General features: G+C 41.2%; 14 protein-coding genes. 3 read left to right on the top strand and 11 right to left on the bottom strand.

All coding sequences use genetic code 11. The features are described 5' to 3' along the window. Positions 1-322: 322 nt before the first annotated feature. From VXM68_RS10640 to VXM68_RS10590, 11 genes are read right to left on the bottom strand one after another with little or no spacing between them, the layout of a single operon-like run. On the bottom strand, positions 323-652 hold the full coding sequence (locus tag VXM68_RS10640) for a metal-sulfur cluster assembly factor (protein ID WP_293885470.1): 330 nt from the start codon (positions 650-652) through the stop codon (positions 323-325). A gap of 40 nt (positions 653-692) precedes the next feature. Then, on the bottom strand, positions 693-1,952 hold the full coding sequence (locus VXM68_RS10635; RefSeq protein WP_367211215.1) for a hypothetical protein: 1,260 nt from the start codon (positions 1,950-1,952) through the stop codon (positions 693-695). A gap of 1 nt (position 1,953) precedes the next feature. Beyond that, positions 1,954-2,781 carry a DUF2249 domain-containing protein gene (locus VXM68_RS10630; protein WP_293955672.1) on the bottom strand — a complete coding sequence of 276 codons (828 nt, stop codon included), beginning with the start codon at positions 2,779-2,781 and terminating at the stop codon, positions 1,954-1,956. A gap of 14 nt (positions 2,782-2,795) precedes the next feature. After that, the gene (gene ric, locus VXM68_RS10625) at positions 2,796-3,722 is read right to left on the bottom strand and encodes an iron-sulfur cluster repair di-iron protein (RefSeq protein ID WP_293955673.1); all 927 of its coding nucleotides are present in this window, start codon (positions 3,720-3,722) and stop codon (positions 2,796-2,798) included. A gap of 29 nt (positions 3,723-3,751) precedes the next feature. Further along, on the bottom strand, positions 3,752-4,519 hold the full coding sequence (locus VXM68_RS10620; RefSeq protein ID WP_367211214.1) for an ABC transporter permease subunit: 768 nt from the start codon (positions 4,517-4,519) through the stop codon (positions 3,752-3,754). 6 nt (positions 4,520-4,525) lie between these two features. Further along, the gene (locus tag VXM68_RS10615) at positions 4,526-5,239 is read right to left on the bottom strand and encodes an ATP-binding cassette domain-containing protein (RefSeq protein ID WP_293955675.1); all 714 of its coding nucleotides are present in this window, start codon (positions 5,237-5,239) and stop codon (positions 4,526-4,528) included. After that, positions 5,236-6,489, bottom strand: coding sequence for a nitrous oxide reductase family maturation protein NosD (locus tag VXM68_RS10610; RefSeq protein WP_293955676.1), 1,254 nt, complete (start codon positions 6,487-6,489; stop codon positions 5,236-5,238). The genes VXM68_RS10615 and VXM68_RS10610 overlap by 4 nt, the downstream gene beginning before the upstream one ends. A gap of 7 nt (positions 6,490-6,496) precedes the next feature. Beyond that, positions 6,497-6,946, bottom strand: coding sequence for a nitrous oxide reductase accessory protein NosL (locus VXM68_RS10605; protein WP_293955677.1), 450 nt, complete (start codon positions 6,944-6,946; stop codon positions 6,497-6,499). Continuing rightward, positions 6,933-7,526, bottom strand: a complete 594-nt coding sequence (locus VXM68_RS10600; protein ID WP_293955678.1) for a hypothetical protein — start codon at positions 7,524-7,526, stop codon at positions 6,933-6,935. The genes VXM68_RS10605 and VXM68_RS10600 overlap by 14 nt, the downstream gene beginning before the upstream one ends. A gap of 32 nt (positions 7,527-7,558) precedes the next feature. After that, positions 7,559-9,547, bottom strand: a complete 1,989-nt coding sequence (nosZ, locus tag VXM68_RS10595) for a Sec-dependent nitrous-oxide reductase (RefSeq protein WP_367211213.1) — start codon at positions 9,545-9,547, stop codon at positions 7,559-7,561. Positions 9,548-9,605: 58 nt separating this feature from the next. After that, positions 9,606-10,082, bottom strand: a complete 477-nt coding sequence (locus VXM68_RS10590) for a c-type cytochrome (RefSeq protein WP_293955680.1) — start codon at positions 10,080-10,082, stop codon at positions 9,606-9,608. 262 nt (positions 10,083-10,344) lie between these two features. Here VXM68_RS10590 and VXM68_RS10585 point away from each other — a divergent pair, with 262 nt between their 5' ends. From VXM68_RS10585 to VXM68_RS10575, 3 genes are all read left to right on the top strand, one after another. Next, positions 10,345-10,956 (top strand): Crp/Fnr family transcriptional regulator, encoded by a 612-nt coding sequence (locus VXM68_RS10585; RefSeq protein WP_293955681.1) that lies wholly within the window; start codon positions 10,345-10,347, stop codon positions 10,954-10,956. A gap of 40 nt (positions 10,957-10,996) precedes the next feature. Continuing rightward, a complete protein-coding gene (locus VXM68_RS10580) occupies positions 10,997-12,232 on the top strand; it encodes a hypothetical protein (RefSeq protein WP_293955682.1) in 1,236 nt (411 codons plus the stop codon). Between the two features lie 400 nt (positions 12,233-12,632). Then, positions 12,633-12,965, top strand: coding sequence for a hypothetical protein (locus VXM68_RS10575; RefSeq protein WP_293955683.1), 333 nt, complete (start codon positions 12,633-12,635; stop codon positions 12,963-12,965). Positions 12,966-13,115 lie beyond the last annotated feature (150 nt).

The raw sequence follows: 13,115 nt of genomic DNA, 5'->3' as shown, positions 1-13,115 counted from the left end.
ACCGACAGGTATTTGACCGTGTAGATGGGGTATTACCCTCGCGCTCCAAATTCACTAGGTCAGTCTTGATGATTGTTCAAATTTAAAAATTGATGAGAATCAGGCTGGAATTAGCAAGAGAATACAGAAAACTGAATAGAGAACCAGAATTTCAGAAGGAAACTTCAGCCGTTTCCGAAGGTCTTAATCCGTACAAAAAGGCAATGCTAAATATTTACATCGACAAATATTTACGGTAGCATACAAACCTCAGGCCGCAGACCAGCGATTAGGGAACTCCTTTAATGATGTGTATGGAAAGTTGAATTTATTCTTAATCAGATCATCCGCGATCCAATAGGATCTTTCCCTCCTCACTGATCCGATCCGGCGTCCAAATAGGCTCCCAAACGAGATTGATAACTATGGCTTTATTTGGAAATTGCTGTTGCAATGTGTTTTCAACACCTTGAACGATAGAGTCACCCATTGGGCAATATGCAGAAGATAATGTCATGGTTACGACAATGCAACTCGGATCAGTTAAATCAAGATGATAAATTAAACCCATATCTACGATATTGATTCCCAGTTCGGGATCCATCACAAGCATCAATGCCTGAACAGCTTTTAACTCCTCAAAGGCCTCGGGTTTTGTTAGATCAATTTTCATATTATCTTTCATTCATTATACAAACGGGTGCATACTTTATTTATAGTGTTCTTCGATGAAAAACTACTTTAACGATATTAAGAACATATACAACGGCTAGTGCTACCCAAGTCCAGGCAGCACAATACAGTAGCCACTTTAATTTAAAGGCCACAGCAATGGCCATAACAAAAAGTGCCAATAGGTAAAGGTAATATTGTATCGAAAGCAGCCGCTGACTATAAAGTTCCTTAGGCATAGGTATTTTTTTGGTTCCATTGAGATCTTTATAGTGCCAGTTCCAGATCATAAACGGCAGGGTCTTAAAAGTCATTCCCAAAATAAGGCCTGTTATCCATCCAAGAAATAACCATACGAAATATAAATTAACCCAACTACCAAACTGCTGCTGCACAACCATAGGCAATGTGAAGAAAGCGAAAAGTAAACTCAAAAAGGAAATGAAACTATGTTTCATTGTAATATCCAAAATGTTACGTGCACGGTGTATATAACAGTCTACAACAAAAACAGCCCAGCATATAACTCCCAATAACACAATTACTCCAAAAATAAGAGATCTTAATCCCACAGGATGGGTATAGCCGTCCAATAAAAAAAGGACCAAGCCAAGGTTTATCAAAATGATCGAAACATAGAGCCACTTTGTTTTGGCAGATCGCCCCAAAAGAAACATGGGCAGCATCTTTGCCCCTGCTCCCAGGATCAGTTGCAAAAACCAGCCAACAATACCAACGTGGGCATGTAGCTTTAGAATATCCAGGTGACTTTTAGTTAGAAAGCCATGAAATAAATTAATGGCAAGCAAAAGGCCTAAGGTTGTGGTAAAACAAAGCCAAAAGGCCGATAGCGTAAAGTAAAGGCGTAGTTCAAATAGGTGCTCCACATCTTTAGTAGTCATCCACAGCGTATAGAAGTATAGGTAGGAGCTGAAGGTAATCAATAAACCTCCAAGACACATGAGTAAACCGATCTTGAAATGCCAGAAACTATAAATCAACAAGCAGGTTCCCAATGTCAATAGGATATAAGTGGAAAATGCCAATCGGGAAGAGCTAAGCGGACGTTCGAAAATAACTGGCACCAGCTGATAAGCCGCCCCATAAATGACCATCGTCCCCCACCCAAGTGCTAGACTGTGGACAATAGCCAGCACTTTAGGTTGAAAATGGTGTCCAAAGAGCCCCCTTCCGGTAATGACGATCAGGACCGTGAAAATTAGAAAAAAAATGCCTGAAGTGATAAAAAATGGCAATACGACATATTGTTCAGGTGCTTTATGAATAGAAATATTTGCCATTTTATTTTACGGGATAAATTAACAGATGGACCTCTCCAGGGTGTCGATCATAGATGAAAATACGATAAGATAAATGATCAAGTTCTTCCAGCAGATGGAGCGGAATCTTGCGGTGTTTTATATAAGCCACATCATCGGCTTTCAGTTGGGTAAGGGCCTCAAGAATTAATTCCATCGGCTGTGGCATAGGAAGTTCGCTGACATCCAATGTAACCAGATGAAGCGGAGAAAGGCTCGCTAATTTCTGCTCAAAAAGTTCCTTCGGCACAAATGAAATATAATCGTCCTCAGCAGGCTGAACGGACAGAGCTGTATCATTTTTATAAAAGTAACTTCTGAATTCGCCTTCCGCCCATTCGTGGGTATAGCTTGGTACCTTGCGATCTTCCATTCGCCTGATCAATGGAGTGGGGACAAATGAATTGCTGATGCAAAGAATCCCGCCTGCGGCGAGTGAGCGATACAACTGAAAAATATCTTTTAACGGATCTTGACCCACTTCCAAGAGGGGTCTCACATCTAATATAACCGTCACTGCTGCTTCATCCATCCAACTTGGCCTTTCTACTGCATCGAATAAATTTATGGTTTTCTCGGCTTCATCTGACATCCAAACAAAGCCGAGCGGTACCAGCGCAGCTCGAAAATCTGCAACCGAACATCCGCCAATTTTTGCTGCTTCGCCTATGGAGACCCGAGGGGCCAATATTCGACGCAAGACCGGAATCCGGATCTTGCGCAAGGGTTTGGCAATAGCGGCAATGGCTTCAATGCTCAAGACATTATAGCTGATGAGTTCTGAAATTTTGGTATGCTGGTTTATCCGCATGGCTTTTCTAGTTTTTAATTCACTTGAACACCGTAGCTCGCGAGCAACTTTGGAAATAAAATATTATTCTCCAGATGGATATGCTGCAGAAGATCGGATTCAAATGATTCAATCTGTGAAAATAATGACGTGTAAGAATTACAGGCATTGGCTGGCAATGTATAGTTTTCGGTAATTTTGCGCAGCTGCTGAAGTTCCTTTCCTGAATCCTCGTGTTCTGAAATCAAAAATTGAATGAGCTGATCCACCTGTTTGCTGGTCAATTCTTGTTCATTCTTGATTGCCGGAAAGAGTAGCTTCTCCTCTTTATCCAAATGATGATAGAGTTCATCAAGAAAAGCATCGAGTTCTTTGGACAAGCTGATCAGCTCGGGATGTTGCTGTGCATGCACATCGGCCACTTTATGTGCGAGTTCTTGGATAATCGGTCCTTTCTCTCGGACATACCGATGGTGGACATTCTTAATGTAATCACTTAAAAAATCGATATCCCAATCTTTAAAATTTAACGACGGGCCGGATATAGGAAGATCTTCGGATTGATTAAGCCGTCTGCGCAATTCGATTTCATCAAGACCGATACTGTGAGCAGCCTCCTTAAGCGTCTGCTTGCCACCGCAACAGAAATCTACTCCGAGCTGTTTTAAAACTTGGGCCTTGCGGATATCCGTGGCCGCAATATTGCCAACGGTTTCTAGTGTTTCGCTTTCCAGCGGTTTGCCAAGGCGAACCTGCCAGTATTCAGGGCCCGATTCCAGATAATTCCAAATGATATCCTTTCCACGTTCACCCAGCAACTGATAATAGAGCGGCTTGGGATCATGATCGTTTTTGATAATAAATGACTCACCTGAATCCAGGGCATCGAAATGATCAAATATGGTCGGGTGTTTGAGTCGAGGTTCAATATTGAAAACCTCCAATAAGGGTGATTTAATCATGATGATAGTATTAAATGGTAAATAAATTATTATAAATCCTTTTTCTTAAAATAGCGAATAGATAGCCATAAGGGAATGATGCACCAAAGCAACATGACCAGCAGCGTGACCGTAATTCCAATTGAATTGCCGAAAAAATCTCGAAATATCGCTCCTGTATAGCCCATCATCGCGGAGAGATCTACCTGTAATAAAATAAGGATGCGACTGATATCGATGGGATTGAGCATGGACAGAGCAACCATTCCATGTTCGATGGGATAATCTGCAAACTGAAATAAGATGAATAGTACCAATGCGTCAAAAAGCAGCGTAAAATAAAGCCAAAGCAAAATTGATAATCCTATCCCCTTCGATTTATCCCTGATCAATACAGATGTCCACATCGCTATGGAAACGAAAATTAAGGAAAGTACCAGCCCGCAACCAACCAAAGTAATACCCGAATAGCTAAATGCATAGATAAAAGTTGGTATGCCGACGCCGATAAAAAAAGCTAAACTAAGTGCACCTGCCAGACCCACATACAGGCTGCCCCAAATGCTTTTTCGCTGTAAAGGCTGACTGACAAGGCAATTAATAAACTCGGAACTCTGGTAGATATAGATGCCAGAAAAAACGATGCTCATCAACGGAACTACAAACAAAACAATATTCAGTAGACTGAGTAATCCCTTTTCATAATTGTTCTCCATGGTGTAGACCGTCATGGAAAGCACAAAGAGTAATATGGTGTAGCATAAAATGGTCTTATTACACAAGAGATCCACAAAAACATATCGTATAATTTTATTCATCTTTTTTTAATTAGGCAGGTCACGGTTCTGCATCAAATAAGCGATTGCTTTGGATAGTTTTTCAGTACCTGTATCTTCTTTTAATTGCTGCAGGCTCTTATGAAACTTCAGCTCTCCTTCCTGCAAAAAGACAATCTGTGAGACAAACTCATCGAGATCACTAAGTACATGGGAACTGATGATGATCAGTTTACCGCGTCCGATTTCTTTCTTGATTTTACCCTTGAGAATTTCGGTAGACAGAGGATCTAACCCCGCCGTGGGTTCATCCAGGATGAGTACTTTGGGGTCAAACATAAATGCGATACAGGCACTTACTTTTTGTCTTGTACCACCGGAAAGTGTCGCCATACGTTTTTCCAATAGCTTGTCCACGCCGAAAGCCTGATAAAGATCCGAATCCGTCTGGGGCTGTTTGCGGATATCTTTGATCATATCCAATACCTGCTTGATGGACATGTTCTCAGGATATTGACCTATCTGCGGCATATAGCCGATATGGTTCCGATAAACCCATTGCTGTCCAATGTCTTGTCCTTCAAACGTGATCCGTCCGGCACTCGGCATCACCATCCCCAGGATAGACTTGATCAAGGTGGTCTTACCACTGCCATTGGGGCCTATTAGGGCGACGCATTCGCCACCGTTCAACGTCAGATCGATGCCTTTTAATGCCTTGAATTTGCCAAAGCTTTTCGTTAACTGTTGGATACTAATCATACTTTTATTGATTTCATGCGAGGCTTATCATCTTTAAGCCCCTCGGGTGTTAGACTTGGTAATAGCTTTTCAGTCCGGTCAAACAGCATAGCCATAAAACTTCGAAAAAGTAACATCGCCGAAGGATAGCGCTCAACCATCATCGAGAATAGGCTTACGGGGCGAAAAGGAATATCCCCAAATCCGTCTCGGTCCAGATCATATCCCTCATATTTGTCCCAATAGTTATGCACAAAACTATTGAGTGTAAGCGTGCCATTGGTAGCAACATCAAAGGTATTCTGAAAAAAATTATTGTCTTTAAGCACATTGTCCATACAGCTCGACTGGATCTTGAGCCCCCATCCGTTGCTCTTAAAATTGTTATGTTCAATATGGATTCGGTTCGATCCTTCCATAAAAATACCGGTGGTATTGCGGCTAAACTGATTGTTGATGATCTGACTATCGGAAATATCTTTGAGCAACAATCCATAGGCGGCATCGCCCCAATTTTCTTCGAAATTATTGTTTTCCATATGGACATGTTTGGTATACATAACAGCTACACCAGCACCATTGCTGCGAAAGGTGTTTGAGATGTAGCTGTTCTCATGGGAAAACATAAAATGGAGACCATAGCGCAGATTTTTTTCAGAAAGATTGCCCTCTACCCGAGTATGCGTCACAAACTCAAGATAAATACCGTCCCTGTGTCCAGACACTTTATTATTTTCAATACTTAGACTATCCGATTTCCAAGCATGAATACCGTTACCGATCAGCTGCTCCGCTGTACCAAAAGCTTTGAGAGTATTGCCCCGTATTTCGACATTTTTCGCATTTTGGGCATAGATCCCAAAAAAATTATCCACGAGCTCATTATCAAGTATTTTAATCTGTTCTGTATTATAAATCTTAATCCCGGCAATATCATTCATAGATGAATGTCCGGAATGCTGAATCGAAAAACCCTGAACTGTAACACCTGGCGATTTAATCGAGAGCGGTTCATATTTTTTCTCCCCGTCAAGCACAGGCTTTCCCAATCCTTTTAGGTAGATGGCCTTATCAATAACGATATTTCCCTCCTTGTAGACGCCCGCCGACACTAAAATGGTATCACCAGATTGCGCCTGTGCCAAGCCAGCCTGAATTGTGCTGAAAGGCTGCCCCTTTCCTATCTTAATGGTATTCGCCGAAATGGGCGAACTTACGATCCAAAGACAGGTAATTGCATACCAAAGCGCTAAAGCTAGATTCTTCATCATTATTTATTTATTTCCACAGATCATTCCAAGTCATCACGGTGCCACCAATCTCGGCTTTGACCTTATCCAGCTCACCTCGTTTTTCAAATACAGCAATATTGCCGCGCATCGGACTTTTCAAGGACTCACTTTTGAGATAATAGGCGTCTGCTGCCGGTATGAGATTATGGCTAACATAATCAGACAGATAATAAACCGCAATCTCTTCTTTTTTGACCGAGTTCCCATTGACAAAGGCAATCATACATTGAACGTCATCAAAATTGAAGACCCGACCCTTCTTTGTCTGTAGCTGCGTGCCAAAACGCACGTCCGTTATTGTCATCTTACAGTGGGCACATTGCTCGCTGCCGTATTTAATAGGCTTGGGTTTATTGTTGCCCTGACAGGCCTGCAAACTAAATAGAACCAGCAATATACTGCTGCAGATCAACGCGAATAGTTTATAGTTTCTCATATGATTTTAGTTTTAGGGTTTTATTGTTTTGCCATTCTCTCACGGTACAATAGGCCAAGATAATTCCACAGAGTATAAAGATCCATCCCCCAATATCCGGGATTGAATAGGCACCAAAATTTAAAAGCTGTTTGTATCCGATCAGTGGGGGTTGGTAAGACATTCCCGGAACTTTTATCGGTGCATTTGGATCGAGCTGATGACCATAGTTATATTCCCAGATATAAAAGTCAACCAAGGCCGCAATTCCAAAAAGCAGAAAACAAAAGAATAAGCCATACAGCAGTTTTCTATTCCGCAACAACCCTATGAATAAAAACGCCAGTGCAAAAAATAAGATGATATAAGGTAAAACCGTAAATTCTATAAAATCTTCCGCATGCAGCGTTTTCATCCCGATGTAATGGTTGAGCCCGTTGATAATGTCGACCTGTCCCGCCAATTTGTTGCTATAGATCTGTAACTCTAAGCCTTCTGGGTATTGCGCTGCGTCAAGCTCAATACGCCAGATAGGCAGGAAGATGACCGCTACCAGGGCCAGACCACTTAGGATCAATAGAATCCGATGTACTGCTGACATGTGACTTGTAGTTTTCATCATCATAGGTTGCATTAATTGGTTTTCTCTTGCGGTTGGTTAGTTCCTAAACTATAAATCAGCGGAACGTTGTTTTCTTTTTTTGATATGCGGATATAACCCTGCATCTCTTGATGTAGCGCACTACAAAAATCAGTACAGTAGAAAGGAAACACACCTACTCTATCCGGAATCCATTTCAACGTCTGTGTCTCTCCTGGCATAATGAGCAATTCACCATTCTTTGCACCTTTGACAGCAAAACCATGTGGCATATCCCAGTCCTGTTCAATGTTGGTCACATGGAAATAGACTTCATCGCCAAGCTGTACGCCCTCAATATTATCCGGCATGAAGTGTGAACGGATGGATGTCAGGTATACATGTATCTGATTACCTTTACGCTCGACGCGTGCATCTTTATCTCCTTTGGCGACATATGGGCTGGTGTTTTCTTCAATTTTAAAGATTTTCACACTTTTATCTTTTACCTTCTCAGCCTTAATGGCTTGCGCATAATGCGGTTCCCCAATCGTCGGAAAGTCTAACAACAACTGCATTTTGTCTCCCGAGATATCAAACAATTGGGCGCTCTGCGCCAACTCAGGTCCAGTAGGAAGAAAGCGGTCTTTCGTGATTTTATTATACGCAATAACATATTTGCCGTCTGGATTTTTGGTATCTCCTCCCGGTATCATCAAATGACCTGTTGAGTAAAATGTTGGTGTTCGGTCTAGCACCTTTAAATCTTTAATATTCCATTTGACCAATTCGGAGGACACAAAGAATGAGGTAATTGCATTTCCTTTACCATCGAATTCCGTATGTAGTGGGCCTAAACCAGGCTTTTGTACTTCACCATACAGTGCAGATTCGTATTTTATAATTGGGATCCCACCGAATTTACCTTCAAATTGTTTTTCCTGGATTGCTTTCTGCATTTTAGCAAATGAAAATACAGGTATGACAGCAGCCAATTTACCCGATCCTACGATGTATTCTCCGGTAGGATCAACATCGACACCATGCGGAGATTTAGGACAAGGAATATAGTAGCATAGCCCCTCCAGTTCCTCCGCCTTCAATACGACAGTTTCTGTGTTGAATGTTGTCTTCGCAGTATGGGACTTCTCGTCGTAAGTGTTATGGGCATACTTCAAACCAGTTACCTTTCTCCCCCTTCCGGCTTTCAAATATTCTTCGGCTTTTTTCCAGTTGACGGCTAATATAAAGTCCTTATCATTTTTGGAGGCATTAACTTCCAGCAATGTATTTGCCTGTTCAGTATTGTAGGTGGAGAAGAAAAACCAGCCATGAGAAGTCCCTTTACCGGCTCGGCTCAGGTCATAGTTTACACCGGGTGTCTCAATCTGAAAAGCTAATTCCATGTTGCCATTATCCTTGCTTACGCTGACAAAACTCAATGTTCCGCGAAAATTCTTTTTGAAGGTATTGATAGGTACATCGCCAGACTCGCCGTCAAGCGGTACCGAAAATCGGGTTCCTGCGACAACATATTCGGTGTTTTCAGTTATATAAGGTGAGGAGTGGTTTCCACCGCTATTCGGGAGCTCGAGGACTTCTGCCGTACGAAAAGTTGTCAGATCGATCCGAGCAATACGGGGGGTATTGTTAGCATTGACAAATACCCAACGACCGTCGTAGTTTCCATCTGTTTTGGAAAGCTGCACATGGTGTAAATCATCCCAGGGTACATTGCCATGGGACGTTTCGAGCATCGGTTTAGTCTCTTCACTAAAGCCCCAGCCCTTTTCAGGGTCTAGTGAAAAAACGGGGATTACACGCAGTAATCTGCCGGATGGAAGCCCGTAAACGGAGAGCTGTCCACTAAATCCCCCAGATACAAAATTGTAAAATTCATCGTATTTCCCTGGGGCAACATACACCTTCTCCGCGGCATCGCCACTCACGGCGGATCCCGCTCCTTTGGGTTTACAGGCATGGAAAGTCGACAACATTGCGCTCGCCATTAAGCTCGTCAATATGTATTTTGTAAAAGTCATTCTATTCTTATTTTAAGGTTAATACCTATGCAGCTTTGTTGATTCTTATTCAGCTCTATTATTTTACGCCATCATTTTGTCGCATAAACTCCAATACCTTTCGGGCTTCCTCATCCGTTAGATTCTGGTTGGGCATTCGGACCATACATAATTCAAGTTGTGCCTGTAATTCAGGATCCTTATCGATCATCGGATCAGGGTTCGTGATAAAATTCATGATCCACTGTGGCTTTCTCCGTTGTGTCACGCCTTTCCACCCGGGGCCTACCAGCTTTTCGTCGGTAAGCTTATGACAGGAAGCACATTTTAAATCAACAATCATTTTTCCGGCTGCGGCCATTGGCGCATCCAAATGTTCGCCGATTTCAACCTGGTCAAATTTTCCCTCACCTCGGTGTGGATCATATCCACTGGCGTCATTTGCCGTAGCTCCAGTTTCGTTCGCACTGTTGGCAACTGTTTTTTTCTCGCCATTGTTTGATGAACAGGAGTAGATAAATAATCCCATCAAACAGCATACAATTAGCTTTCTCATCTTATTTTGGTTTTGTGTTCAAACTTGATTGTGTTTTACGTAATCCAAAGGTATAGGGGAAGGTTGTAGCTATTTTATGAGGCAAATCATAAAGTGCTTCAGTTTCAAAAAAACCACCGATAAAAAGACATAAAACACTATATATAAAGCCATTAAAGCGAAATTGATTTTAATCACTCATTCCTGTGACCAACATCAACATCTATTTTTCGATGTTGCTATATCTTTATTCCGTATAGTTAATTTTAACTAATGTCGAACGATGATTCCAAGCGTAATACTTCTCGAAAAGGGAGCGAGCAGCATACATGCCGATGTTGGTGAAATACTTTTCCGCGAGGACAGCATGGCGTTATTTTATTATCAGGTATTAAATGGACGAGTTCGTCTTTCTAATTTCTTGTCCGACGGCCGAGAAGTCCTCCATAACGTGATCTGCGCCAACGAGGGATTTGGTGAAGTGGCCATATTAGACAACGGACTGAATACAGTAACAGCAATTGCAGACAGTTCATGTACTTTGTTGAAGATCAGTTCAAAAAGATTCTTCGAAATCATGCATGAATACGGTCATCTACATCATGTAATTTCACAAAAGATCGCCCGTGAGCTGCACTTTAAACTATTCATGATCAAATTAATTTACAATCGCTCACCTGAAGAAATCCTGTCCAATCTGATTCACAAATTAAATGAAAGCAAAAGACTCGTTTGTCAGGAATGCAACCGACTTATGCTTACGCGCCAACAATTGGCTAATATGACTGGACTACGAGTAGAAACAATCATCCGGACAATGAAGCAAATGGAAAAGGATGATAAATTAAACATTGTCCGCGGAAAAGTCTTTGTTCCCGCCGATGGCATAGATTGAACGCTGAAACAACCATACCGCGTTCTGAAAAAATCAACATATGAATAAAATAATGAACTATTTAAGTATTAAGAAATGGATTGTCATTACCCTATTCAATTTGCTTATCGTCGGTATTTTGGGATTGATTATGCGTTTAAAATTTTTATTTCCCATTCCCTGGATCGACCAGAAAAACATCATGCACGCACATTCGCATTTTGCATTTTCAGGCTGGGTATCCCAAGCGCTGATGATCTTTCTCGTGATGGCCGTTCTGGAAATAAAAGTCAATCAAATTTTATGTAGAAAATATCAGCATATCCTATTGGCCAATTGCTCAGTTTCTGCAGGTATGCTTATTTCCTTTTTATATACTGGTTATAGTATATATTCAATTATATGGTCATTCTTATCAATCCTTGTCTCTTATTGGTTTTGCGCTCAATTATTCAGGGATCTTAAATCATCTATGCTTCCTCCAGCTCTTTCGATTTTAATAAAGGCGGCCCTATTTTTCAATATATTTAGTTCATTTGGAACCTATTTTCTCGCCTATCTCAAAGCGACCCACCAAATGGATCCATTAAAACAACTTGCATCGGTCTATTTCTATCTTCATTTTCAGTACAATGGCTGGTTTTTCTTCGCTTGTGTCGCCCTACTTGCTGGCTGGCTGTATAAACATGGTGGTAAAATACCCATGAGCCCGCGTTTCTCGCTCACCTATGCCATGACTGTTATACCTACCTATTTCCTATCCGTGCTATGGTGGAAGAATCTACCTCTTTGGTTGTATATCATTATCGTTATGACAGTCGGATTGCAATTTGTTCTTTGGGTAACCTTAGCAAAAAGAGTCGTCAGACTGATCCGAAACAATGCTTCACTTCGCTTAAACCAAGACACAGCAAAGATTTGGTTATGTGTCCTAGCGGCTATTTTCCTCAAGCTGTTATTACAGGGTCTGTCCGTCATACCTGCGCTGAGTCAACAAGCTTATGGCTTTCGGCCAATTGTCATTGCTTATCTGCACCTCGTTCTTTTGGTGATCATTACCCTCTTTTTAATTGGTTATGCTTTTCAGATTTGTCTGCTAAAAATCGAAAAAGGCGTTCACTACGGTATTTACGGTCTACTTATTGGAATATTTTTGAATGAATTTGTATTAATGTTACAGGGGATAGGTGGATTTCTGCATTATCCTATCGCTGGAACACATCATGTGCTAGCATTCGCAGCTGTTGTTATTGTTGTAAGCCTCTACAGGATAATGCGAACCCAATTGCGCAAATAATGCAAATGGCATAAGCTTCATGGGCCGGTAAATGCCCCAAATTAACGAGTTTAGTATTCATGAAGTTCTTCAATTTCAACATCAATTTAATAACCGTATAATTTTCTGATGATTAGAGGATGCCTGTACGCAATGCAAAGGTTAGTTTATCCCATTTTTTTTAAGGACTTAACAACTTCGCTACGGCTTTGACTGTAGCTATGGTAAGCCTGATTTTTGCTGACAATCGCATTAACTTCCTGAGAAAAATAAATATCGACTGAGTCGCTGCGAATAATAGATCGTCTCTCGCGAATACTGATCGTTCACCTCACGCAATTTTCTTGTTCTTACTTTTATTAGGAGAGAATTAAAATATGCTCAAAGGGCATACATTATTTAACAAAAAAACTTAAAAACAATGAAAAAGTTAGTGATGAGTGTGATAGCCATAGCTACGCTATCAACTGCAGCTTTCGCCAGCACAGATGCAAACGCACCCAAAGAAAACGTCAATGTAAAAAGAACTGCTTACAAGGTAGCCAAAACCAATGTAGATGCTAAAACCACTGCCAAAACAAAAGATGACAATTCGAGGTTGATTAGATGTGTCTACGTATTAAACGTATACAATAGTAGTGGCGAAGTGGTAGCTACGCATACTTCAGAAACGTATGTAGAAAACTCATGTTCAGGATTCTTCGGAAATTGCAAAACGATCTACAGGCATATGCTAGCCAATGGCGAACTATAGTCTGAGAATTATTTCGTTCGGATTATAAGATTTTATCTAACCTTAGAATCCGTTATGGGATGTCAAATGGGCTGTGCCCCGGCAATGTAAATAAAAAACCACATCAGAAAGGGGCAGTCCTTCAGGACAGCCCCCTTTTTAACTAAAAAA

It is taken from the genome of Sphingobacterium sp. R2 (genome assembly GCF_040760075.1).
GTDB lineage: Bacteria > Bacteroidota > Bacteroidia > Sphingobacteriales > Sphingobacteriaceae > Sphingobacterium.
Note: the sequence above shows the minus strand (reverse complement) of the source record. Positions and strands in the feature narration are given on the sequence as shown.